Annotated in this window: 31 protein-coding genes; 12 read left to right on the top strand and 19 right to left on the bottom strand. The window is 58.7% G+C overall.

Annotated features, from left to right (window positions below):
* Positions 1 to 97: 97 nt before the first annotated feature.
* From VWY60_RS16240 to VWY60_RS16220, 5 genes are all read right to left on the bottom strand, one after another.
* Positions 98 to 2,047 (bottom strand): phage terminase large subunit family protein, encoded by a 1,950-nt coding sequence (locus tag VWY60_RS16240; RefSeq protein ID WP_416541152.1) that lies wholly within the window; start codon positions 2,045 to 2,047, stop codon positions 98 to 100.
* Positions 2,044 to 2,595 carry a terminase small subunit gene (locus VWY60_RS16235; RefSeq protein ID WP_416541151.1) on the bottom strand — a complete coding sequence of 184 codons (552 nt, stop codon included), beginning with the start codon at positions 2,593 to 2,595 and terminating at the stop codon, positions 2,044 to 2,046. Before VWY60_RS16235 ends, VWY60_RS16240 begins: the two co-directional genes overlap by 4 nt.
* Positions 2,596 to 2,766: 171 nt before the next feature.
* Complete coding sequence (locus VWY60_RS16230) at positions 2,767 to 3,150, bottom strand: bacteriophage spanin2 family protein (protein ID WP_416541150.1); 384 nt, start codon at positions 3,148 to 3,150, stop codon at positions 2,767 to 2,769.
* Positions 3,150 to 3,878, bottom strand: coding sequence for a lysozyme (locus tag VWY60_RS16225; protein ID WP_416541149.1), 729 nt, complete (start codon positions 3,876 to 3,878; stop codon positions 3,150 to 3,152). The genes VWY60_RS16230 and VWY60_RS16225 overlap by 1 nt, the downstream gene beginning before the upstream one ends.
* A gap of 41 nt (positions 3,879 to 3,919) precedes the next feature.
* Positions 3,920 to 4,156 carry a hypothetical protein gene (locus VWY60_RS16220; protein WP_416541148.1) on the bottom strand — a complete coding sequence of 79 codons (237 nt, stop codon included), beginning with the start codon at positions 4,154 to 4,156 and terminating at the stop codon, positions 3,920 to 3,922.
* Between the two features lie 340 nt (positions 4,157 to 4,496).
* On the opposite strand from VWY60_RS16220, the gene VWY60_RS16215 reads away from it, so the two are divergent.
* Positions 4,497 to 5,129 carry a DUF3885 domain-containing protein gene (locus tag VWY60_RS16215; protein ID WP_416541147.1) on the top strand — a complete coding sequence of 211 codons (633 nt, stop codon included), beginning with the start codon at positions 4,497 to 4,499 and terminating at the stop codon, positions 5,127 to 5,129.
* Positions 5,130 to 5,299: 170 nt separating this feature from the next.
* On the opposite strand, the gene VWY60_RS16210 is transcribed toward VWY60_RS16215, so the two are convergent.
* Together VWY60_RS16210 and VWY60_RS16205 are read right to left on the bottom strand one after the other, a co-directional pair.
* Positions 5,300 to 6,364, bottom strand: coding sequence for a hypothetical protein (locus tag VWY60_RS16210; protein WP_416541146.1), 1,065 nt, complete (start codon positions 6,362 to 6,364; stop codon positions 5,300 to 5,302).
* 499 nt (positions 6,365 to 6,863) lie between these two features.
* The gene (locus tag VWY60_RS16205) at positions 6,864 to 7,139 is read right to left on the bottom strand and encodes a hypothetical protein (RefSeq protein ID WP_416541145.1); all 276 of its coding nucleotides are present in this window, start codon (positions 7,137 to 7,139) and stop codon (positions 6,864 to 6,866) included.
* 81 nt (positions 7,140 to 7,220) lie between these two features.
* Here VWY60_RS16205 and VWY60_RS16200 point away from each other — a divergent pair, with 81 nt between their 5' ends.
* Positions 7,221 to 8,417 carry a DNA polymerase Y family protein gene (locus VWY60_RS16200; protein WP_416541144.1) on the top strand — a complete coding sequence of 399 codons (1,197 nt, stop codon included), beginning with the start codon at positions 7,221 to 7,223 and terminating at the stop codon, positions 8,415 to 8,417.
* A 453-nt stretch (positions 8,418 to 8,870) separates the two neighbouring features.
* On the opposite strand, the gene VWY60_RS16195 is transcribed toward VWY60_RS16200, so the two are convergent.
* The 9 genes from VWY60_RS16195 to VWY60_RS16155 all read right to left on the bottom strand — a co-directional run bounded on the left by VWY60_RS16195 (position 8,871) and on the right by VWY60_RS16155 (position 13,225).
* Positions 8,871 to 9,437, bottom strand: coding sequence for a hypothetical protein (locus VWY60_RS16195; RefSeq protein ID WP_416541143.1), 567 nt, complete (start codon positions 9,435 to 9,437; stop codon positions 8,871 to 8,873).
* A 9-nt stretch (positions 9,438 to 9,446) separates the two neighbouring features.
* Complete coding sequence (locus tag VWY60_RS16190; RefSeq protein ID WP_416541142.1) at positions 9,447 to 9,866, bottom strand: DUF1064 domain-containing protein; 420 nt, start codon at positions 9,864 to 9,866, stop codon at positions 9,447 to 9,449.
* Complete coding sequence (locus VWY60_RS16185; RefSeq protein WP_416541141.1) at positions 9,863 to 10,288, bottom strand: hypothetical protein; 426 nt, start codon at positions 10,286 to 10,288, stop codon at positions 9,863 to 9,865. The genes VWY60_RS16190 and VWY60_RS16185 overlap by 4 nt, the downstream gene beginning before the upstream one ends.
* An 8-nt stretch (positions 10,289 to 10,296) precedes the next feature.
* Positions 10,297 to 10,560 (bottom strand): DUF2312 domain-containing protein, encoded by a 264-nt coding sequence (locus tag VWY60_RS16180; RefSeq protein WP_096868934.1) that lies wholly within the window; start codon positions 10,558 to 10,560, stop codon positions 10,297 to 10,299.
* A complete protein-coding gene (locus VWY60_RS16175; RefSeq protein WP_416541140.1) occupies positions 10,560 to 10,868 on the bottom strand; it encodes a hypothetical protein in 309 nt (102 codons plus the stop codon). The genes VWY60_RS16180 and VWY60_RS16175 overlap by 1 nt, the downstream gene beginning before the upstream one ends.
* Positions 10,868 to 11,779 (bottom strand): helix-turn-helix domain-containing protein, encoded by a 912-nt coding sequence (locus tag VWY60_RS16170; protein WP_416541230.1) that lies wholly within the window; start codon positions 11,777 to 11,779, stop codon positions 10,868 to 10,870. Before VWY60_RS16170 ends, VWY60_RS16175 begins: the two co-directional genes overlap by 1 nt.
* Positions 11,776 to 12,369 carry a class I SAM-dependent methyltransferase gene (locus VWY60_RS16165; RefSeq protein ID WP_416541139.1) on the bottom strand — a complete coding sequence of 198 codons (594 nt, stop codon included), beginning with the start codon at positions 12,367 to 12,369 and terminating at the stop codon, positions 11,776 to 11,778. Before VWY60_RS16165 ends, VWY60_RS16170 begins: the two co-directional genes overlap by 4 nt.
* A 299-nt stretch (positions 12,370 to 12,668) precedes the next feature.
* A complete protein-coding gene (locus tag VWY60_RS16160; RefSeq protein WP_416541138.1) occupies positions 12,669 to 12,905 on the bottom strand; it encodes a hypothetical protein in 237 nt (78 codons plus the stop codon).
* Complete coding sequence (locus VWY60_RS16155) at positions 12,902 to 13,225, bottom strand: hypothetical protein (protein WP_416541137.1); 324 nt, start codon at positions 13,223 to 13,225, stop codon at positions 12,902 to 12,904. The genes VWY60_RS16160 and VWY60_RS16155 overlap by 4 nt, the downstream gene beginning before the upstream one ends.
* A gap of 294 nt (positions 13,226 to 13,519) precedes the next feature.
* Here VWY60_RS16155 and VWY60_RS16150 point away from each other — a divergent pair, with 294 nt between their 5' ends.
* From VWY60_RS16150 to VWY60_RS16105, 10 genes are all read left to right on the top strand, one after another.
* A complete protein-coding gene (locus VWY60_RS16150) occupies positions 13,520 to 14,155 on the top strand; it encodes an XRE family transcriptional regulator (protein WP_416541136.1) in 636 nt (211 codons plus the stop codon).
* A gap of 115 nt (positions 14,156 to 14,270) precedes the next feature.
* Positions 14,271 to 14,846 (top strand): hypothetical protein, encoded by a 576-nt coding sequence (locus VWY60_RS16145; RefSeq protein ID WP_416541135.1) that lies wholly within the window; start codon positions 14,271 to 14,273, stop codon positions 14,844 to 14,846.
* Between the two features lie 195 nt (positions 14,847 to 15,041).
* Entirely contained in the window at positions 15,042 to 15,311 is a 270-nt protein-coding gene (locus tag VWY60_RS16140; protein WP_416541134.1) for a hypothetical protein, read from the top strand.
* Between the two features lie 233 nt (positions 15,312 to 15,544).
* Positions 15,545 to 15,802 carry a hypothetical protein gene (locus VWY60_RS16135; RefSeq protein ID WP_416541133.1) on the top strand — a complete coding sequence of 86 codons (258 nt, stop codon included), beginning with the start codon at positions 15,545 to 15,547 and terminating at the stop codon, positions 15,800 to 15,802.
* Positions 15,802 to 16,131 (top strand): hypothetical protein, encoded by a 330-nt coding sequence (locus tag VWY60_RS16130; protein ID WP_416541132.1) that lies wholly within the window; start codon positions 15,802 to 15,804, stop codon positions 16,129 to 16,131. The genes VWY60_RS16135 and VWY60_RS16130 overlap by 1 nt, the downstream gene beginning before the upstream one ends.
* A gap of 148 nt (positions 16,132 to 16,279) precedes the next feature.
* A complete protein-coding gene (locus tag VWY60_RS16125) occupies positions 16,280 to 17,416 on the top strand; it encodes a DNA polymerase III subunit beta (protein WP_416541131.1) in 1,137 nt (378 codons plus the stop codon).
* A 44-nt stretch (positions 17,417 to 17,460) separates the two neighbouring features.
* Complete coding sequence (locus VWY60_RS16120; protein WP_416541130.1) at positions 17,461 to 18,114, top strand: hypothetical protein; 654 nt, start codon at positions 17,461 to 17,463, stop codon at positions 18,112 to 18,114.
* A 35-nt stretch (positions 18,115 to 18,149) separates the two neighbouring features.
* Complete coding sequence (locus VWY60_RS16115; RefSeq protein WP_416541129.1) at positions 18,150 to 18,452, top strand: hypothetical protein; 303 nt, start codon at positions 18,150 to 18,152, stop codon at positions 18,450 to 18,452.
* 19 nt (positions 18,453 to 18,471) lie between these two features.
* Entirely contained in the window at positions 18,472 to 18,639 is a 168-nt protein-coding gene (locus VWY60_RS16110) for a hypothetical protein (protein ID WP_162894050.1), read from the top strand.
* Positions 18,640 to 18,811: 172 nt separating this feature from the next.
* Complete coding sequence (locus tag VWY60_RS16105; RefSeq protein WP_416541128.1) at positions 18,812 to 19,891, top strand: tyrosine-type recombinase/integrase; 1,080 nt, start codon at positions 18,812 to 18,814, stop codon at positions 19,889 to 19,891.
* 204 nt (positions 19,892 to 20,095) lie between these two features.
* On the opposite strand, the gene VWY60_RS16100 is transcribed toward VWY60_RS16105, so the two are convergent.
* The 3 genes from VWY60_RS16100 to VWY60_RS16090 form a co-directional block, all read right to left on the bottom strand.
* On the bottom strand, positions 20,096 to 20,758 hold the full coding sequence (locus VWY60_RS16100; protein WP_416541127.1) for a hypothetical protein: 663 nt from the start codon (positions 20,756 to 20,758) through the stop codon (positions 20,096 to 20,098).
* Between the two features lie 335 nt (positions 20,759 to 21,093).
* Positions 21,094 to 21,786, bottom strand: coding sequence for an ATP phosphoribosyltransferase (gene hisG, locus VWY60_RS16095; protein ID WP_340546740.1), 693 nt, complete (start codon positions 21,784 to 21,786; stop codon positions 21,094 to 21,096).
* The gene (locus VWY60_RS16090; RefSeq protein ID WP_340546739.1) at positions 21,783 to 22,871 is read right to left on the bottom strand and encodes an ATP phosphoribosyltransferase regulatory subunit; all 1,089 of its coding nucleotides are present in this window, start codon (positions 22,869 to 22,871) and stop codon (positions 21,783 to 21,785) included. The genes hisG and VWY60_RS16090 overlap by 4 nt, the downstream gene beginning before the upstream one ends.
* Between the last annotated feature and the right edge of the window lie 2 nt (positions 22,872 to 22,873).

Here is a 22,873-nt window from a genome sequence, read left to right as displayed (position 1 = left end):
GCCCCCATTCCGTTGCAGGGTAGACCGGCAGGCATACACTCGCCCGAAAGGTAACCCCTGCCCCGATTTCAGCTGGTAGTGCGCCCACGTTTTTGCCCTATTCAAGGTTATGGCGCCGCCTGCGTTTTCGTCGGTTTGTCCGTCGGCGCTTTGGGCCACTGTCGGAGTTTGCGGACGATGTATCCTCTGGCATATTTTCCGGAGCCTCGCTTTGCGGCGCCTGATCAAGGTCTTGATCCTCGCCCCCCTGAACCTCCAAAGCCGTCACCAAGCGCTTTATGTTGGGTCGCAAGATGCTGAGTGCGGCATAAGCGTAGACGCGGCAATCGAAGGCCTCGTTTCGCGGGCGCACCTTCTGCCATTCCCGCATCGGGAACCCTTTCAGATACTTGGTGCGCAACGTCTCTGCCGTGAACATGTCATACCAGGCGGGATCTCGATTCACCGGGAAGTGACAATGCCCAGGGCCCGGGGCCGGGATGCGCGCCAGCTGAGCCACCACAACCTTCGCCTCATCCACACCGATTGAATGGAGCCATACAGGGCGCGCGCCGCGCTGGCGGATCTTGCTGGGTTGGGTCACAATGGGGCGGCCCCAGCCCCCAACGCCTTTCACGGCAAAGACTTTGCGGCCCAGCCGCTCGCGCGCGTAATCATAGGCGGCCTGCGTCCGTCCGCCCTCGCCGCCGGTGTCCAGGCAGGCGGCAGAGATCCGCAACTCCGCCCCGCTTTCATGGGTCCAGGTATCCGCGAGCACCTCGTCCAGTTCATCCCAGACGTCACCCTGCAGCGGGTCGCCCCACAAGACCTTGTAATCGACAGACCACGATTCTTCACCCAACCCCCAAGCCACGATTTCAACCTCGAGCCGGTCATTCTGCATGTCGATCCCAGCGGTCAGAACCCCCGCACCCATTGGCACCGGTGCCCGGAACTCCTCCGCCCGTGCCATCAGAACAGAGGATTCCAGCTGGTCGCCTGCCTCTTCCCACGTTTCGGCCAGCGACACGTTCACAAACGTCTGAAGATCCCCGGCAGCGCGTTTGTCCAGGAATGACTGCACAATGTCTTTCAGATACCGAAAGCAGCTGTAGAGCTCCGACAGATGATAAGAGGCATGGCCGCGAAACGGCTTCTTTGCGATCCATCCGCCGCCTTGGTCTTCTGCATTGCGGATCGCGGCGCATCGCTCGGCATCATTCCAAGCAGTGTGGCAACCCTCACCCTCGCAAAGATAGGTAGCGGTTTCTGGCAGGTGCTGCCCGTCGTCGTCTTTACACCAAGAAACCTGAGACCATTTCAGCGTCTGTCTATGGCTGCAATGCGGGCAAACAACGTGGAAGTGTCGCTGATCCCCCTCAAGAAACGCGGTTTCAATCCAGCTCTCGCCCTTGATTGTCGGGGTGCTGATCTCCAAAAGGAGTTTCTGATCGCCGAAGGTCGCAGCCCGTTGCCACAGAAGGCCAACCGGATGGCCCTCACCGGTTCGATCATAGCCGTCTGTTTCGTCGCAGACGATGAATGGCGCCGACCGGCCACGCATGGTCTTGGGCGATCCTGACCAGCTGAACATCAAGAACCCGCCGGGGTAGCTTTTCATCCGCTGGTTATTCACACCGTCGCGGCCACGTGGTTTTGCCAGAACGTTCTGCAATCCCTCGTTGGCCTCAACCATGGGATTGAACTTGGTTTCCAGCCACGTGGTCAGGTCACCCTGGCTGGGCTGCATCATCATCTGCGAAACGGGGTTGAAGCCAATCCGGTAGGCCTGCGCGGCAAGCGCGGTCTGCGTCTTCCCAACCTGCGCGCCCCACATCAACGTGATGCGATCACAGCGCGAGTTGGCGGTCATGTCGATCACTTCACGCTGATACGGCGCATTGTCAAAGCGCATCGGTCCCGGCACGGCATTGCCGACCGGGATCTTGATATTTGCCTCCGCCCAATCCGAGGGTTTCAGATCCGGTGGCGGCCGGAGAAATTCTCGCGCGCGCCGGGTTGCCTGAACCACCGCGCGTGCATTGGAGAAATCAGCCCGGGCGTTCACTCACCGTCCGCCCCCTCGCCCTCATCGTCTGCAAGCGCGATATCCGACTCCTCAACCAGATCCCGATCTGCAAGCGCCTCGAGGACGTGGTCGACTTCCTCGCGCAACACATCCTTGAACTTGGTTTCGTCGCTCTCGCCCATCAGTCGACGCGCGGCCCGCTGCGGCAGGACATTTCGCAGGCCAGCCCGCACCTCACCAAAGGCTTTTGTCAGAGCGCGTTCATATTGCTCGACAGGAACGACCTGTTCCTTTGCCTTGGCCAGATCCAGTTCCGCCTGCTCTGTTTCCGCTGCCAACTTGCGCAGCAGTAACTCATCTTTCGATGCATTTTCGGTGTGGCTGGTCTGGGCACGAATATCGTCATCGCGCCAGCTGCGCACCTCTGCCGTGTTGAAGATCCACGCCCGTCCGCGCGCCCCACGCTGAACGACCGGGCAGCCGCGGCTCACCCAGTCGTCAACCGTTGGCATGGACACGCCGTTGATTTCAGCCAGTTCGGTTCGGTTTACATTCCGCCCACGTGATTTTTTATTTTTTACAGACACTTAACGCCTCGCGAGAAAAAACCGGGCAGTAGCCCAAACCTGCCGCCAATTTATATTTCGGATCTGGATTGCTGTTTTTTTTCAAACGCTTGGACGATCTATATAATAAACAACCCTATGCCCCAGCCGCACCCACACATAAATTTCTGCGCATATGCATACCCACTGGCCTTACCCCCCAGGGAGGGACCCGCGAAAAGGTCTGGCGACCAGAGAAACGAACCCGGCGCCAATCTGCTGCGGTGTCGGTAGTAGCCAGCCAATCAGAGCCACCAGCAGCAACCACGCTGGCGGATCTTCTCGCAGGATCACGGTCTCAACGCGCTCGGTTCTGAGCTGAGTGTCTCCGGAACTCTGTTCGATGTTGCGGGCTTGCGTGTCATCGATCCGCTGATCCTGCAGCGTGGTTTGCCCAACGGTCTGGGCATTGGTACTGCCCGCCTGAACATTGGCTGCCACATTGGGACCACCTGCAATCGCCCCGGCGATAATCCCCGCCCCCTTTGCACAGGACGCCAGAACAACGCAGAGCATCAGCAGCGAGAGAGAGCGCATTACGTGAGCCCCTGCAGGCAGAGTGTTGCTTTGCTATCGGCCCGTCGGTTCGACAGACCACGCACGCGCTTGCCGCCCGCAATCACCCAACGTCGTAGTTCGTCACACGCGAGGCGATATCTGCCCGCATTGGCCAGACGCATCATCGTGGATCGACACACCGGACGTGATCCCACATTGAAGGCCAGTTCGAGCATTGATGCCTGAACACCAACTGGAATATCCGGATTTGTCATGCAAGCCGCGATCTCGGAATAGAAAGCCTGGACATCCTGCTCGAGCCGGTCGACGCATTCGCCCATGGTTGCCGTATCACCCAACCGCACGCCATGAGTATCGCCGAAACAGATCGTCGGCACGCCGATAATATCGCGGTAGGCCTCAAGCCTGACACCTTCCCATTTCGCGATGAATGGCGTGGCCAAGGCAATGACCAGCGCGCCCGCACCCACCTGTTTTACAAAGCGGGTGCTCACTACCCCTGATGTATCACGTCGGAATTCAGACAGCAGATCGGTAAACCCAACCTGTGCGATCAGGCGCGCGGGAATAGCAAGGGCATTGATCACCATGGCAACTGCCGCGAAAATCACTGGGTCAATGCCCAGCAAGCCGGGAGACACAAGCGAGAGGAAAACAGGGACGGCTGACACCAGGCACGCGATTGCGATCAGACGAATTGACCACGCCCCTTTAAGCGTTTGCTTCCAGTTTTGAATGAGCTGCATGGCAAAGATCTCCTTTCACCCCAGGCGGGGCATTGCCCGGGTTATCTGCGGTGAAGGAATTCGCGAATCTCGCGAACATCCGTTCTGACGTCGGAAAGGGCCTCGCGATCCTCGTCACGCTGCTTATCGCGCGCCTCGAGCGATTGCTGCAGGATCTCGATCTGCCTTTGATTGGTAAAGATGCGGCGGACCAGCCAGACAGCACCCGACGCGGCCGCGGTCATGGCTGTCACTGCAATGCCGGTTGATGCCTGCTCTATGCGTTCGATAAGCGTCATGCGCGCGACCCTCTGCCCTTTTTGGACAGGATCGTGCGTTTATGGGGCGATCACCTCTGGCGGATTTTCTGAGCGACCAAAGCCGACACGACTTTCGCTATGGGTCGTTTGCGCAGATAGCGACCTTTGCAAAGTCTTGGGATCTGCCAGCCGGGCGGCGGTCCTATGCTGCACGAGCAATGGAATGGAGCGGACCTTCGCCGCAGGTGCAGCTACCTACTATCATCGAACGGACGGGATGCCGGACGAAGCAGCCTTTGGCACCTAAAAATCCAAAGTCTGCTTTGGAATGGGTGCGCGAACTATTGATTATGGTTGTCGATCACCTTAACCGATCCCCATGGAAGAATTTATTCAACGATTTGAGAGTGATTTCACCCTTGCAGAATTTCCACATGGGATGTTCTACAAGTTCGACATAGGGCTCCGATTTGAACTTGGCGGCGAGGGAAGTCCTACTTCCCGACCTCTGAAGCGCTTCGCACAAGCATTTTCACGAGCTGATGCAGTTTCCTCAAGCTTGTTCAACAAATCATCGTCGCTGTGGCTGCTGTCGTCTACATATGGAACTGAACGTCCAGCAAAAAGAAGACTAAAACCCTACAAGTTATGTGGCCTTACCAAGTCATCATTTGAATATCTTGGTGCCACCCCGCAGAAGGATAGCGATCACGTCGATGCGCCTGGTTCAGATCTGTTTCGCCATTGGGATGTAGCTAAACTTGTTGATAAAGAGCAACTTCGGGAAGTTCTTTGGCTTACTCTGGGCTCAGAACTCGGCATAAAACCAACGGTGCATGCTGACACATATATCGTTGATTTTGAAAAGAGCATCGCGCTCCATCCCTATGATGACCGAGGAATGGACGTTGTATCGATGGACAAGGAAAATTTGGCTCACCTGTATGACGATCATAAATCATGGCTTCTTGAGCATGACGCTTCAAGGATGAAAGCTGTATTCGAAGGCTGAAGCCGCTAAAGCGGTCCTTATGAATAGATCGCAGCATTCGGAACTTTGGGCTGCCTGGCGTCGTCTGGTAGAATCGTCCTGGTGAAGTTTCGCTGCAATCCTGTCGCCGCACCGCCGTAAGGCGGCTCCGAGCCCATATTTCCCGATGCTGCAGACCCAACAAAGGTCCGCTAGCGAGTTTCCGTCAAACTTGCCCAGTAATCAGGGATCAACTCAATCGTTTTAATCAATTCCGGATCGCCTGCAGTTATTTGCTCACGGCGAACGCCTAGGGTGGCGCTTACTCTATTCGCTAACTCGAAAACAAGACGGCAGGTTACGCCTTGCCTGTCAGTTTCGGCAGGGTCGGGGCTATAGAAACATGTGACCCGTCCAGGCCCGAGCGCAGTGTCAGAGTATTGTGCGGTCAATTCCGGCTCGTCTCGGTCAGATGGGCCAGGCGTCGCATCTCTACGTAGTTCAAATTGCATCGTCGGTATGTCGCGGCACCAGATACTATCGGCCTGATCTGGGCGGATTTCGCGACACCAATGATCCACTTTTTCTTGTGTGAGGCAGTAGTCGTTTCCTAGGCGACAGTCATGCTCTACAGGTGAAACTCTGATGGTTCGAAAATTGATAGGGTCGCGACGTTCATGCAGGAGTACGTCGTTTGGCTTGGTGAAACCGGAAACGGGGTTGGTTAGGTTTGTTGAGCATCCGAATAGCCCAGCTTGAACATCCGGCGCACAGCCGTCGAATACGCGGAGGCGAGGACTCGCTGGAAAAGCAACCTGATGCTCTGCCAAGGTGCCCGTGAAATCCGCGCGGATGATTTCTGCGGCCCGAACATCTTGATCCTCAGCTAAATGGCGCTTTGCTATTTCACGCTGCGCGACTGGCAAAAGTGTTACCGATACTGTCAGCCCCAGGATTGCAACCCCAGTTGCCCATGAGGCCCACCTTGGTCGCTGGTGCCCGATCCACAACACAATCGAAGCGCCAGCCATGCCGAGCGCAGCGCTGCTTGCCACAAATGGAACTAGCATGATGGGTCCAAGCGCGAAGAAAGCAAAGTTCAGAACCGAACCAATGCCCTGCATAGGAGCATTGGCTGGTCCCAGCAGCAAAACCAAAGGGACGACACCCAATATTACTCCCCAGTTGAGAGCTTTGCGCGGGTTTCGAATAAACCGCAGAGAAAGTACAAACCCGATGAGAAATCCAAGAAAAATATATAGAAGCATGTCGACCAATAACACTCCCGTAGGGCCGATACGCAAGAACTATTGGATCTTTGACGAGCCCTAGTGTTCAAGAGCAGTCATTGGCGCAGCCGCTGCGAAAAGGCGCTTTGTCCCGCACTGAGTGAGTTCACCGGTTCCAAGAGCTCGCAGCTGCAGCGAACGACCGGAACGACGGGCTGCGCCGCAGCAGAAACCCTCGGCCAGTTGCGTCAAACGGCTGAGTTTGCAAAGGGCGCTTCCTGTGCTCCGCTGCCTCCGGTGCAACCCGCAGCATCCCGTGAAGCAGTTCGGCCCTGCCGAGGGTCCGCTTCCGGGAAATTGGCCCAAGACCTTTGCACCTGCGGCGATACCAGCGCCGGGCCTGGCACGACCGTCTGCTCTGGGCTGAAAGCAGAGAATGGCCTACGCCACCATGTTCACAGGTTGTTCTTCATAACCCCCATGTGTGCACGTTCGGGCCGGTTGGGCCATATAGATTGCACATTTCTAGATTGCACATTTCGCGCCCCTAAAGTCCGGCCCATCCCCGGATCATCTTCGCCACACGCAGGGCCTCCGCCCGACGCAGGCTTTGATTTTCTATCCGCAGCGCCTTGAAGAAGGCGCCCGTCAGCATCGGCCCTTTCTCTATGTTCTGCCGAACATAGAGCATGGCCTCCTGAAATTCTTCCGTCTCCACATTCCGATCTGCGCAATCGGCCGCGGCTGTTTCGACAATTGCAAGCACCTGGCGCAGCTCGCCCACGATCAGAATTTCTTCCGACCAGCTGCCGCCAAAGGCCACGTTTCGAAGCTGATCCTTGCGTTCCACCATGAGAACAAAATAAGAACATATGGCATTTCTTGACAAGCAGGATCGTGAAGCATGACCCCGATGCGGTCTTTATACATTGATATGAACAGCTTTTTTGCCAGCGTGGAGCAGCAGGCAGATCCTTCGCTGCGCGGCAAGCCTGTCGGCATTACCGCCATCACCGCCGAATCAGGGGCCTGTGTCGCAGCATCCTATGAGGCCAAAGCCTTCGGCGTCAAAACCGGAACGCGCGTCTACGACGCGCGCCGGTTGTGCCCGGGCATCATTTTCCGCCCGAGCCGCCACCGCCTCTATGTCCGCGTGAACCAGAAGATCGCCGACGTCATTGACCAGATCGCGGAGCTTCAGGCCGTCCGCTCCGTTGATGAATTTCAGATCGCCCTCGGCGGCCAGACAGCAGAGCTGTCGGCCGCGCTCGATCTCGGCCGCCGCCTGAAGGCCGCGATCCGCGAACAGGTCGGGTCCGAGCTGCGCTGTTCTGTCGGCATCGGCCCGAACCACCTGCTTGCAAAAATCGCAGGCAAGCTGGAAAAGCCGGACGGCCTGCAATGGCTGGCGCCTGAGAACATGCCGGACCGCATCGCGCATCTGTCGCTTGACGATCTGCCCGGGATTTCCCACGGCATCAAAGCCCGGTTGCAGCGCGCCGCCGTGTGGGGCGTCGCAGAACTCTATGCGCTCGATCCCCGCCATGCCCGGCAGATATGGCGCTCCGTCGAAGGCGAGCGGTTCGTTCGAGCCTTGCAGGGCATGGATATTCCGCTCTTGCCCACGCAGCGAAACGGTTACGGCAACTCGAAGGTTCTCGCTCCACAGCATCGGCGTCCAGATGCCGCGCGCCTTGTCGGCCGTTGGCTGACTGAAAAAGCGGTCGAGCGGATGCGGCGCGACGGGTTTTGCGCCCGGCGGTTTTCCCTCATGATCCGGCTTCCTGAAGGCCGCGGTTGGACCCGTACGAAAACCCTGACGGCGAGCCAGGATTCAGCGATTTTCCTGAAGCTGTTCGAGAGCCAGTGGGCGCAGTTTAGTGACGACCGGCACGGATATGTGCTGTCGATCGGTGTCCACCTAGGCGAAGTCATCCCGCTTTCAGAACGACCGGGTGAGCTGTTTCTTCCGCTGGCGCCGGGCGAGTCCAACAAGCGGGAGAAGCTGTCGGCAACCATCGACCGGATCAACCGCCGGTTTGGCCAGCGGGTGATCACCTACGGCATTCACCAGGATCATCCGGGCTTCTTCGAGAAGTGATAGTTTCAGGACTGAGACATATGAGAATGGGTATCTTCTGGAAGAGTTCGAAGCCTGATCGAGCTCAAGAAGCGGACAGACCTGTATGAAGTGCGTCTGGCCAACGAAGACTAACGCCGCTCCAATTCTAGACCTCAATCGAAACTTCGACAGGCACGGTTATGCTCCCTTCTCCTGCTGACCCCTGAAAACCGCTCCCAAACAATTAGCTGCAACCATTCCCTTGCATCCAATGCGGCCTCTTTTCGGTCTAGTGCCGCTTGCAATCGCAGGTCTTGTACATCGCACCAATCAAAGGCGTTCATCTTCCACACCCTTTACAGCAGACCGTAGCGCGCCACAGCTGGGGCACCGGTCTTGGCTGGTTGCTGTCCCGCAATAGGCGCACCGAGTTGGTACACTCGGCGGCTTTTCAGTCGGTTGTCGCGGCCCCCAAGACATTACCCCTCCCCCCTAAACCAACCGCGGCGCCCAGTAGTCCGCCAGATCCAGCAGGTTTGCGACCGTCTTACGCTCGACACCGAGCTCTGAGGCGATTTCGGCCTGATCCGCGCCCTGCCCCGCCATTTTGATCACGACGTCGGCCAGATAGGCTTTTCTCAGACCGTGGCAGCTGGGCAATTCTAGGACGCTGTTTGCATGGCTGAAACTTAGCGCCTGCGCTGCCTCCCAGCCGATCAGGGAAACAATCCGGTGATTTTCAGGAATGTCGCTAGGGATATAGAGATGGCGACGCCAACGGCGCGTGCCGCGCTGACGTGTGCCCTCCACCAGCTTGACCGCATTTTCGCGGCCTACGACCTCCGCAATCTCTTGTACCAACTCAGGCAGGGGAACCTTGCGGCCGCGACCGGCTGCGAACTGCGCCAAGGGGAAGCGAACAACATTCGGCAATTGGAGCTGCTGCGCTACGACCGCCGGTGATGAGCGCGACGGTGCAGACCGCCCAGCGCGTTGCGCTTGGTCGAGCAGTTTGCGCATATTCGCAAGTTCGTGTTTCAGATCGTCTTCAACACCCATTTCCTGCTCTCACCCCTTCGCGCGGGTGATCAGCAGCTCAATGCCCTGAGCCGCCAGAACTGACTTCACCAGTTTGAACTTGTCGGTCTCATGCCCCTTGCGGTCTTCAACCACCATAACGCCCAGCGCGTTGTCGACGTAGACGAAGTCGGCCCGGTAAACCCGCTGCTGGTTGCCGCTGTCCGTCATGATCGGGCCATCCCGGCCGATGAGCGGGATTGGGGCCTGACGTCGCAGACCACAGATCGCACCGCTGGCCTGCAACAGCTTCAGCTCTTCCCAGCGATCCGCCTCTGTCTTGCTATCGTGGGTGATGCCGTCAGCGGTCGTGGTGCGCTTTGTGCCGCGTACCCGGCGTCTGTCTTCCCCCTGCCCCTCCGTAGCGCGCTGGGCGGCCTTGTACTGCTCTGCCGTCATTCGCTCTGTCATTGTGCTGCCTTTCGCTGCTGTGCCTCTTCCTGCATCGCGGTGGCGAGTTCCGCCTCAAAGAACTGGGTCAGGCTGATTGTTTGGTGCCAGCCACCAGAATTGGTGCCGCCCTTGCCGCGTGTACGCGCAGGCAGACCAAGGATCCGGCGCCGGGCGCCAATGGCTGACCGGTGCGTGTATCCGAAATGTGCCGCCATGTCCGAGGTGCAGACACCTGCGTTCCACATCCGGGTGAAGGTCTCGTTGTCGACGTAGCACCGGCGCACCTTGGCGCGACTGGGGAGGCCGAGGCTCTTTGCTTTGTAGCTCACAGCTTGACGTGTCACGCCCAGCGCAGTTGCGATCCGTTCGGTGGGAATATCATGACGCCCCCATAGCGGCGCCAGCGTCTCTTTGGTGATATTGGCAAGCGGTCTCGGCATGGGCGCGCTCACATGCCCAGCGCTTCTTTGTACATCTCGAGAACGGCTTCCTCTTCAGAGATGTCATCCTTGTCGCGCTTACGCAGGGCGATCACCTTTCGGATGACCTTGGTGTCGTAGCCGCGGGCCTTGGCCTCTGCCATGACCTCTTTCTGTTGATCAGCCAGTTCTTTCTTCTCAGCGTCCAGGCGCTCGAACCGTTCAATGAACTGGCGCAGCTCGCCTGCTGTCACACGATAGCTGTCGCTCTGCTGGTCTTCGGTCATGTCCATCACTGTTTGCCTTTCGTTTGGTGTTTTACGCCCTGTGCGGCGCTCAGCGTCTTTCCTGCGAATTCCAGCGCTGCTGCGATGTCTTTGGCGTGGGGGTACTGATCCGGTACGCGCGCAGCGAGGCGGCTTTGGGTGCGGTAGGCCCCGCGGATCTCATCAAGGCTGTTCAGGCGCATGCGCTTGGGGCTGGTGCAGATCGGGCCGGGCTGCGGGGCGGTGACGATGCAATCGCCCAGTGCGGCGTCGACGGTCACAACCACCCGGCCAAACTGCACGCCATGGGTTTCTGGGTCGGAATGCGGCGACATCACAGCGAAACCCCGACCTGTCGGCAATCCTGCTCGGTCACCAGTCCTGCGCTCAGGCATTCCCGGGCCATGGACGGCGACACACGACCGCGCATGTGGGGCTTGGCCTCAAGGATCTCTTTCGCCCAGTAGGCCAGCACCTCGGATTGATCGGCCTGCGCCTTGGGGGTGGTCAGGTGCTGGCGCCAGCGTTTCTCAGCGATCCAGTTCTCGGAGAGCTTCACATACCGCGGGGCATTGCCATCCTGCTCAACCGCATAGGCGCGGGCACCAGCCAGGATCTCCGCCGGGTCTGCCCCCTCGCCCAGCGCCGCGCGCAGTGCGTCCTCGGTCGCCTCTGGCAGGCCCATCCGGGGATAGGCAGCCGAGAACTCAGCCATGAAACCATCAAAATCAAATTCAGGATTGTGCGGGGCGTCAGCCGCGCAATGTTCCCTTACGGGTTTATTTACTAAGGTTTGTGTCTCAATTTGAGACTCGGGAATCGCGATTTTTGAGACTCGGGAATCCGCTTTTTTGAGACTCGGGACCGTGTCGCAATTTGAGACACGGGATGCGCCTTTGTTCTCTTTTTGCCCCTTCTTTTTCCGTGTCTCATTTTGAGACACAGCAAATTCGACCTCTGGTGGATTGTCGAAATTCAGGCCCAATATGTAGAATGTCGAAAGCGCCTTGTTCGTGCGAGGATTTACCCGCGGGATACGGCGGATCAACCCTGTGTGTTCAAGGTCCTCAAGGTGCCGGTTGACCGTGGCGCGGGACATATTGCAGTCAGCCGCGATCAGATTCTGATCCGGATCACACTGCAGGGTGTCTTTGTTGTGCCGGTCAGCCAGTTGGATCAATACGATCCATGGCCCCGGCTTTAGGTGGCGTTGCTCAAGCGCCCAGCTGACTGCCTTGTGGCTCATGATTGGCTCCTGCTGCTCGTAGTGCGCCCAGCGCTGGGCGTTGTCTTTTTGGCTGCATCCGGCCTGCCGACAAACTCGGTGCGCCCGTGGCTCCCTGCTGTGAACAGATGCCAGGCGCAGTTGTCTTTTCCGGTGTGCTTGCTGCCCTCGATCCACTTCACCCGCCCGACCGAGACGATCTTGCGGCAGTGGCGCAGGTACGGCTGTGCCTGCAGCGTGTGGCACCAGTCCGCATCAAACAGCAGCCACGTCGGGCACAGGCCTGCCCAGCGCAATATCAGCGGGTGCAGGATCTCCCGCGACCAGGGCGGGTTTGTGATGATGTAATCGAGCGGACGGCGCGGCTTAGCCGTTGGCGTCCAGTGCAAAGCGTTGCCCTGCGTGACGTCACCACGCCCCGGATTGATATCAACCGCCTCGGTGCAGGTGCCGCCGATCCATCGAAGGTGATCAATCAGCCGCCCGTTTCCAGCGCATGGCTCGGCATATCGGAACCGTGTGGGCAGATGCGGCGCCAGCAGCGGCACCGGATCCCACGGTGTGCGGTACAGGTCGTTCTTGCGGCGCTTGAAGGTGCTGCGCTTACCCATGGGCTGCGCACCTCCGGAATGGCTGACGGTGACGGGAAAACCCGCCTCTGGCGCCCGCCCGCGCCCCGGTGATCGTGCTTCTCAGGCGTATATGTACCTTCAGAATGCGCCGGGTCCTGATGCCAGCACGATCTTGGTGTTCCGCTGTCCCGTGATGTTCAGCGGCGAAGTATCCCAGCGCATGTTCTTTTGCGGAATAACCGCCAGAGGCGACACTCCGTGAATCGAGAATTCCTGTGATCCTCAAAAACCGTGGGATGCGCTGTGGGGGCCGAACCCCACTGCGCGCAGCGCTCAGTTCAGTCAACGTCCCGACCTCCGAGCTTCCTGAGGGAGCGCGAGATCTCGGCGCCGCAATGCGGACAGGAATGACCGCCATCGATGCTGCGTTTGATCGAATTCGAGACAACCGAGATTGGAGCGGCTGAGATCGTCAACCCATCCTCAGTGAACATCAGGATCCCAAGATTAGAAGAGATCTCTACCCCATCTTCGGTGATCTTGATGCGGTCGTCGTGCTTACGAGGCTCCGTCATGCCGCCACCTCCAACGCCTGACCAAAGAACTCCGGCGCACCGGGATCGGTCAGCATAACCAACAGCGCGATATGGCTAGCGGGGGCGGTCACCGCCCCCCACCAGTTCAAAGCTGTCTGGAATGACACATCGCAAAACAGCGCGACTTCACGTGGGCTGTTAAAGCGGGATTTGAAGTAGCTGGACCAAAGGTCAGCCGCGCTAACCTTCAGTGCATACGGGTCAAACTTATTTGACCAAGACTTTTGCCCAGCGCCTGCCCCAGTGTCGGGGCATGGCACATCATTGTTCACAATCAGGGTTAAACGCGGGCGGCTCATGTGGCGGCCTCCGGCGCGTCCGCAGGTGCCGGATTGTCGGCCATATAGCGACGGAGGCGGTCGGCTACGCCAAGCGTACAACTTTTTCCATCCTTCAGGCGACGATACAGCCGACTGTTCCCCACCGCGCGACTAGTTACTGTCGCCGGAGCAATTCCCCTCAGGGAGGCGAATTTTTCGATCTCGGAAATCAACTGTGCGGTCATCATGCCACTATATAGGGATAAATATCCCCAACTCACAAGGGACAATCCTCTCCTATTCCCGGCATTCGGAAGGGAATATTGTCTCCCTATGCCCATGTCTTTCAGAGAAGCGCTCAATGCAGCAATGGCAGCATCAGGACTTTCGATGCGCAAACTGGCTGAGAAGGCTGGGGTTTCGTATGAGCAACTCAAAAAGATCAACCAAGGCAAAACTCAAAGCACGAATGCAGAAGATGCACTGCGCCTAGCTGCCGCGCTAGGAGTGTCTCTTGAGAGCTTTATGGCTGGAGAGTTTCAAGGGCACCCCACTATTGCCATAGCAGGCAAGGTCGGAGCTGGCGCTCAGGTTCCCGTGTTCGATGCCTATCCGAAGGGTTCCGGTCCGCAAGTCGAATGCCCGCCCGGCCTCACCCCTCACAATATTGTAGCGGTCGAGGTTGAAGGCGACAGCATGGAGCCAGTCTATTCCGCTGGTGATCTGCTGTTCTATAGCCGCAACGGCCATGACAGCGTGCCGTCTGACATTATTGGTCATCGCTGCGTCTGCGAGGACCTTGAAGGTATGGGTTGGGTAAAGCAGGTAAAGGCGGGTGATGAGCCAGGACTGTTCCACCTGATCTCGCTAAACCCCGGCGCCAACAATTTGTGGAACGTGCAGCTACGGTGGGCCGCGCGTGTGCAGCTTCACTGGCCAGCCGAACTGGCGAAAAAACATGGGCCTTGATGTCCCATCGGTCAATTTCGATTATCCTTAATTCAAACTCTCACCGCACGCGCCCAGCGCCCAGCCCACCAGTTTGCAAGACTTAGAACTCATTTCTAACAAAAAGGTATTACCCATGACCGACGACACATTTGAGGGTAAGGACATCAAGTCCATTGGCCATGCTGAAGCCATCAAGCCGGTTCGCATCGAGGGTGACAGCAGAACCGGGATAGTATTCGCTGTTCGTGGCGAGCAATTCGCTCTTACCATGTCAAACAAGGGAGCCGCGCAGTTGCTCCTGCACCTGCTGGCTTTGCAACAAAGTAGTGCGGACACCAAGAACCGTCCGGAGATCCAGCAGGCTATCACGGCAGTTGACGTGGAGGTTCACCCACAAGACGACGGCAGCCATGTCCTGTTCTTCGACCTCGGCGACTTCAATGTGCCAATCAATCTGAACAAAGAGCTGTCTCGTAAATTTCTTGAACAATTTCAGACAGTAGCCGCGCCTGAAAACGGCGATGCCCGACCTGTCGACAGGCTTGACACCCAACACCCCAACGCACTGGAAACTGACAGGCGTCTCCATGTGACACTTGGTGCAGATGGGGCGCAGATAAAGCTGGCGATGACACCTGAGACGGCGGCAAAATGGCACAGTGAAATTGAAGCGTATCTCCGGCGCGAGGGGAAACCTCCCGTCCATTGACCCAAATTTGCGCCTTTAAAACCATCTCATCCTCCATTGCCCCGCCTAGCGCGGGGCTTTTTGTTGCTGTGGTTGCAGCCTAACAGCATGTAAGCGGCGCGCCCACCTGCAAAAGGGGATTATAGTCCCCTTTTCTGATTGACAGGGATATTTGTCCCCTGCTACCAATTCCCTCATCAACCGATGGAGGATTGAATGCAAGACATTACCCAGACCGCCCGGCAGATCGCCGGCTCTCCCGAGGATCACCTCGACCAAATCCACCTGTTCACATCCGCATGGGCCACGCTGAAAGCGGCGCGCGGCCAAGGGTTCAACCCCGCCCGCCTGCGTCCGCAACATCTGATTGAACGCCCAGCGCCCACACCGGAGCCAACAGATATGGTTCTACATCGCGTCGGCCAGAAGGTTCGCGAGATTATGAATGCACGTGGTATCCAGCCGCACTGCCGCCATGCGGCGTAGAGCTCGACGCGCCCGAAATGCTCCGCCGATTTTCGCGGCCAAAGCAGAATACATCGGACAGCCCTCACGGGCACCACCCGCCCCACCATGACACACTACGCGGCAAGGATTTGAGGATTGGTCTTGCCGCGTATTCCAGAGGTTTCGCACCCGTCTTGCGGTGCGGATCGAGCGCGGGCGGTTCAATCCTCCAAATTGCAAGCCGCCTGCGCCACAGACAAACAGGACCCACTATGCAGATAGAACAGTCGGATAGAGCAGCCCGCTTTGCGCAGACCATTGCCCAGCTACAGGGCCGTGAACGCCGCGATGCCGTAGCCTGCGCGGTGATCGAAACCGGTGGCCTCTACCCCTTCCCTTTTCCAAAGCGCGCGTTGGTGGAAATCCAGCTGCACGGCGTCTGCGCGACTGGCATCGGCGAGGATGAAGCGATCAGCAACTGGATCGCCAAGCTGTCGCCTCAGGTGGAACCTCAAGAGGTTGCCGCGTGATGCCCGCCAGCGTTCAAGAGGTCTACGCCGCAGCGCTGGCGATGGAACACCGCGGCGTATTTGGGCGGGCAACCCTGCTGCGCACGCTTGGCGGCACAGCGCACCCGATTACGCCCGGTGTTCCGGCCCATGAGGCGCAGTGGCGCGTCGATCTTCTGGGCATCAGCGTAGACGGCATCGACCTGCCCAGCGCGTTGTCTGCGTGGATCAGCACGGCCCGAATATCCTGCCGATTGACCCCGGCCCGACGCGCCACCGACTGGCGGCCTGACTGCCCCTACAACGGACAGGCGCCGTTGCCACCCTCACTCCCTGTTGCAGAGGCCTGAAACCTGCTGAGGCACAAACTGGCCGGGGCTACGGTCCCGGTCCTTTTCCAACACATGCGGGGTGGCGCCCGCTCCACCCGGGCGCGGCAATCCCACTCACGGAAACCGGCCGCGCCCCAAATGAAACCATGCACCGAAAGGCCCTAAGATGAACGCTCACAGTGAAATCAAGACTGATGTCGCCACCAAATCACTCAAGGTCGACATCTCAGAACTTCGCGCCGCCCTCGCTTGGGTCAACAAGGTGCGGGAAACGTGGTCGCGTATCCCGATCTTGAGCCAGAACCTGTTTCAGGTTGAAGACGGTCAGCTGACGATTACTGCCACCTGCCTTGATCGCGAAGCACGACAGTCACTCTCCTGCGACACCTCTGACGCTTGGTCATTTGTGATGAACGGTCACCGGGTGATGAAAGTCACGGCAGGTCTGTCCGGCACCGTCACCATTGAGCATAACATTGCCAAGGATCTCCTCACTCTGACGGCTGACGGCATGTCCCTTGCCATGAACGTTATGGCACCGCCCGAGGACTGGCCAACTATCAATAAGCAAGAGCCTCTAGGCGGCATTGAGGTCGGTGAAAACGTCCTCCTCCGCGCGCTTACCTTGGTCAAACCGTGCATATCGACCGAAGAAACCCGGTACTATCTGAACGGGATCTACTGGACCTCATACGACGGTGCGTCACGCATGGTGACGACGAACGGGCATCGGCTCGCCCGCCTGGATCTCGAAGCACCAAATCCGCCATTTGATGTGATCTTCCCGCGGATCGGCATAACGCCGCTTTCAGCCATGCTGACCGCAAAGGGCAATCAGCTTGCCAAGATCACTTATCGCGGTGCCGATAAGACGCCCACCCTTCTTAGTATTGAGATCGGCGACCGAGAACTGCACTGCAAACTGATCGATGGCACATATCCCGATTACAACCGGGTCATCCCCTCAGTCGACGGGGAACAGGCATTCGATACCATCATTCCCAAATCCGCCACTCAGCGCCTTCGCTTGATGGCCGGACCGCACGACCTTGGCTGCAAGATTTCCCCTGAATACGGCACCATGACGATTGGCCGAGAGGATCACGATGGCAAGTTGTCTGTGACTTATGCCGCCAAGGGCAAGTCTGGGCCGGATATCGGTTTCAACACTCTCTACCTGGCCCAGACGACAGCAACGATGGGGAACATTCGCTTGCGCGCGAAAGACAAGGGCGCGCCCGCCTTGGCTACCAGTGAGGCACATACGGATCTGATCATGGTCCTGATGCCAATGCGGGTTTGAAGCGCCGTATCGACCACAACCGCACCCCTTTGATGGAGAGAGATATGGCTAAAGTCCTGATCGGATGTGAAACCAGCGGTATTGTCAGAGAGGCATTCCTTGCCCTCGGGCATGATGCGTGGTCGTGCGATCTGCTGCCCTCCGACACGCCGACCAACCGCCACATTCAAGGCGACATTCGCGATGTCATGCAGGACAGCTGGGATCTGATGGCCGTGATGCACCCGCCATGCACTCGACTGTGCAACAGCGGCGTGCGGTGGCTGACACAAGCGCCACCGGGCCGCAGTCTTGATGATATGTGGCGTGAGCTGGACGATGGCGCAGCGCTCTTTTCAGCCTGCTGGAACGTGCCCCACATCCCATGCGTGGCTATCGAAAACCCGGTAATGCACCGTCACGCCAAGGAGAGGATCGAGAACTACGAACCGCCAGCCCAAACCGTGCAGCCATGGCAGTTCGGCAGCGATCCCGACGGCCCCAACAATGAAAAGAAGCGGACCTGTCTTTGGCTTCGCGGCCTGCCCCAGCTGAACCACACCGGTCAGCTGGACGGCAGTACTGCGCGGGATAGCGTGCACAAAGCCAGCCCCGGCGCTGATCGTTGGAAGATCCGCAGCAAGTTCTTTCCAGGACTTGCCGCTGCGATGGCTGATCAATGGGGCGCTGCATCGCAAGCCCGCTACGCAGCCGCTTAACCCCAACCAACCCCGAAACGCACCCCGGAGGCCACATGCCCCTGCCCTTTGAACCCGACATCCTACCAGAAACCGCAGGCCTCGCTCTTTGCAAAATGGTTGGTGGCGAACTGAAGCTGGCCGATGAAGTTATTTTTGCCCGTGGCCGACCCGCTGTCATTCTGGCTCTCAAACGTGCGCGGATCGCAGGTCACGTGGGCGGTTCCATTGATGAGAACACTGACTTTTGGGCTGATCAGCTTGATACTAACGGCGACAACATCGGCGAAATTCGGCTGGATCGGCAAAGCTGGAATAGCCTCAAAAACCGCTGGATGCGGTGCAAAATGTCCACCTAACCCCAACCCCGGAGGCACCATGAACACGTACCACGTCGCGATAGACGAAGCCGCAGACCGGCGCTTGCATGCCATTGCCACGCAGCTCGGCCGCACCGTCGAAAGCTTGATCGAGAGCGCCGCAGAGGAAGCCGCACTCGCCCACTTCCGGCACCGAGACGATGACCCGGCCCGCCGCTCCACCTAACCCCGGAGACCAGTATGGCTAATCCTCAGCTATTGACCATTGACGCGGCGGCGGCGGAATTGGGCGTACCTAAAGGATCGCTAAAAACCGCAGCACAAGAGCATGGGTTCCTCATCAAAATGGGCCGTGCCACTCGCATTGATAGAAACGATTTTCCGAAATTGGTGAAAGCATGCCAAGACCAAGCAAGGGCGCCCGCCTGCACAAATTCAAACACCGGCCGTACTGGTACATCCGAGACACCGGAAGACCAGACCAGTCAACGGGCTGCACAAGCCGCGCAGATGCTGAAAAAGCGCTCGCCGCCTACATCGCAACCAAGGGGCGGGAAAGTGTTGCCAATGAGCCGGCCAACGTAACATGCGGCGAAGTCCTGGCGATCTATGCCGAGGAACACGCTCCCACTGTTGCAGACCCGGAGCGGATTGGATACGCGATTGAAGCGCTATTGCCATTCTGGGGCGGTCTGCGGCTGAGCCATGTGAAAGGCGAGACCTGCAGACGATATGCAAGGACCAGAAAGAAAGTCGCCCAGCGCGACCCAGAAACCAATGAGCCGGTTGCATATGAGCCGATTTCAACGGGCACGGTGCGCAGGGAGTTGGGGGCCCTTCAAAGCGCCATCAATTATGCGCATGCCGAAGGTTATGTGACATCCGCGCCAGTTGTCACGCTACCGCAAAAACCAGAGGCGAAAGAGCGCTGGCTCTCGCGCGATGAGGCAGCAAAACTGCTCTGGCAAGCATACCGGGGGCACAACACCCGGCACATCGCCCGCTTCATCTTAATCGCTCTCTACACCGGCACCCGCAAAGATGCGATCATGCGCATGGGCTTTGAACCGAACACCGTGGGCGGATGGTTCGATCTCGATCAAGGCATCATGTTTCGGCGTGGAGACGCTGAGCGCCAGACCAGCAAACGGCGGACACCAGCCCGCATTCCTCGTCAGCTGCTGGCCCACTTGCGCCGTTGGCATGCAAGCGGCTCCATCTGGGCGGTTGAGTACAAGGGCGCTCGCGTCGGCAACATCAAGCGGGCCTTTGCCAAGGCCGTACAGGATTCCGGCGTGACACCTTGCACACCTCACACCCTCAAGCACACCGCGATTACCTGGGCGCTACAGAACGGTGCCAGTGTTTGGGATGCAGCGGGGTTCTTTGCGACCAGCGCCGAGACGATTGAAAAAGTCTATGGTCACCATTCGCCGCATCACCAAGAAAGCGCCTTGCGCGCAGTGGAGCGGCGATAGTTTCTGTTACGCGTAACAGTTACGGTGTTTTTAATGGAAGTCGAACCGTGAACAAAACAAGGGAAAAGCATAAATATAACGCGAACAAATGGCCTGTTACTGTCTTCGGGAGGCAGGGGCCGGAGGTTCGAATCCTCTCGCTCCGACCAAATATAAAGGCGCCCTGGGGCGCCTTTTATGTTTTTCGGGCTTGGTCTGAGCAGGTCAGCCGCCGTTTGTCGCAAAACACATAAAGAGGCCGGCTCCTCCGGTCATCGCAAGCGCCTCCATCGAGCAGCCGCGCGAGTCATGCGCCGCATTCCAAGATGTATTGCCGCCACCATGCCGGTCATGATGCCCAACCGTTGCACTGCCCTCGCCGGAGCTGGTCCAGTTGCTGCAAGTTTTGTCGCCTTCCATCCACGGGAAATAGGCCGTGCCGTCAGCCATGGTCCCTGTCAGCAGGTCATGAACATTTGGCTTGTCACCACGCCCGTTCACCAGATTGCCGTTTTCATCCAGCCCTGTGGATTTGACGATATTCGGATTGAGGTGCAGCTCATCAAGGTTGGCGGCAATCTGCACCCCTTTGGCGTTATGCCAGGGGCCGCTTCCGATCCGGTCACGTGCCGAGATACCACGCTTGCCCTCTTCCTGGGTACTGAGATAGGCGCGCCAGGTTTTGCCAGTGACGCCTGCCGCCTCGGCGAGATTGGTGCAATGGGCGTCGGCACCCTCAAGCCCACCCAGATCGCCGCCTTTTCCCGAACCGACGCTGGTCACGAAGAAGCTCATGCTGGTGTCCTGGGCGAGTGCCGCCGGGCTGACAGCTAATAGCAGCGGAATAGCGGTGAGTGCCGCTTTGGCAGCGGCTTTGGTGGATATCATATCGGTCTCTCCCTGTTGATCGGACCAAGAGAGGCGAGATGCACAATACTGAGATCACGCAAACAGTCCCTCGCCCCCCCGTGTCCAAGGTATTCAGGTAGAGGCCGACGGAAGATTTTCAAATGAGCGGTTGGCGGCGCCGCTCGCGGGAAATGCACATCTGCGTGATCCAATGGCGCGCAAGCCGTCGCGCCGCCGGTAAACGATCCTAACCGAACCCCCACCACAAAAGAACAGAGAGGCCGCCACGGGGTGCGCGGGCGGCCTCTCGGAGGCATGTGCAGACATGTGGCTCTAACCCGCCCGATAGGCCCGCCGACGTTGGCGTGCCGCAATCAACCGTGCAGACGTTTCAGAAGCTCGCTCAGAGACGCTTTTTCACCAGCGCTGTATTTCGCCACGCGGCTGCGCCAAAGTGTTGCCTGCGACCGCAGGATCAGCCCGTCGGACATCAGCTTCAGATGGTTTGCCCGCAGGGTCTCCCCAGTTGATGTGATGTCTGCGACCATTTCGGCGGTCTCGTTCTTGACGGTCCCTTCGGTCGCGCCCTGGCTATCAACCAGCTGATAGTCCGCGACACCGGCATCCATCAGGAATTCCCGTACCAGGCGATGGTATTTCGTGGCGATCCGCAACCGATGGCCGTGTTTGGCCCGAAACGCCGCTGCGACCGCGTCCAGATCGTCGATGGTCTCGACATCCACCCAGATCTGCGGCACAGCAAGGATCAGGTCAGCGTGACCAAAGCCGAGGCCTGCAATCTCTTCAACCTGCTGTTCCCAGAGCGGTAGTTTTTCCTGCACCAGATCAGTACCGGTGACGCCCAGGTGAATCCGCCCCGCTGCGAGTTCGCGCGGCATCTCACCGGCAGACAGCAGCACCAGATCAATGCCGTCGATCCCATCAACCGCACCGGCATATTCACGATCCGACCCGGTACGCGACAGGATGATACCGCGTTTGGCAAACCATTCGAAGGTCTTTTCCATCAGCCGTCCCTTGGACGGCACACCAAGCTTCAGGCTCATGATTGTGCCCCTTCCAAGAGCAGCATCAGATCAGGACGAACGACGCCGCCGACGGCGGGGATCTCTGCTCCCTGCCCCAGCTGCCGTGTCAGCGCGTCATAGCGACCGCCGCTGGCAATCACCGGCAGATCGGGTCGCGCATCGGCGTAAAACCCGAACACGAAACCATCGTAATACTCCATTGATGTCCGCCCGTAGGAGGCTTCGAAATCAAGGCTGTCCACATCGATGCCTCGGGCTTTCATCGCGGCTGTCCGGGCGTCCAGCCGGTCAAGCGCCGGGTTGATCGCTGGCAGATCCACGGCGATATCGCGCAGCTGTTCCGAGGCATAGGGGATAGTCTCCCGCACCGCCATCAGCGCCTCAAGCGCGGCCAGTTCGTTCTCTGCAATCGGCGGGGCGGCTGCATCCGCACGCAATGCATCGACGCGCGCATCCACCTCCGCCGGGCGGCGTTTGCCAATCGCAGGCACTTGCCCGGTCAGAACGCCTTCGGTCGACAACAGCTTGCGACGGCTTTCGGCGACAGGGACGCGGCCAGCAAACTGGTCAAGCATCGCCCGGAACCGGCGCGGCCGCCAGATGTGGCGCATGAGCGCAGCCTTGCGCAGCCTGGTGGTGTTGAGCCCCTCCACCGCAGCCATCAGGATACCGATATCCCCGGTAGCCGCACGCACCGGCAAATCACGAAGCTGGAGCGCAATCAGCGCAAAAACTTCAGCATCAGAACCGGCGGCATCGTTGCGTTCGAAGACCTCATAGCCAACCTGAAGATATTCATTGGCGCGATCCTCGTCATGTTCCTGACGGCGGAACACATCGCCCGCATAGGTGTAACGCGCCGGTTCGGCCCCATGGCTCATGTGCATCTGCACCACCGGCACGGTGAAATCGGGGCGCAGCATCTGTTCCCCGCGCAGCGCATCGGAGGTCACATAGGCACGGGCGCGAATGTCCTCGCCATATAGATCCAGCAGCGTTTCGGCAGGCTGTAGAAATGGCGGCTCGACCACCCTTGCCCCGGCGGCCTCGAAACTCATGCGCAGCCGCGCGGCCAGCGACAGAGCGCTCAGACGATCACCCATGG

The organism is Phaeobacter sp. JH20_26 (genome assembly GCF_048056275.1).
Lineage (GTDB): Bacteria > Pseudomonadota > Alphaproteobacteria > Rhodobacterales > Rhodobacteraceae > Phaeobacter > Phaeobacter bryozoorum.
This window is presented reverse-complemented; position numbering and strand designations above follow the sequence as displayed.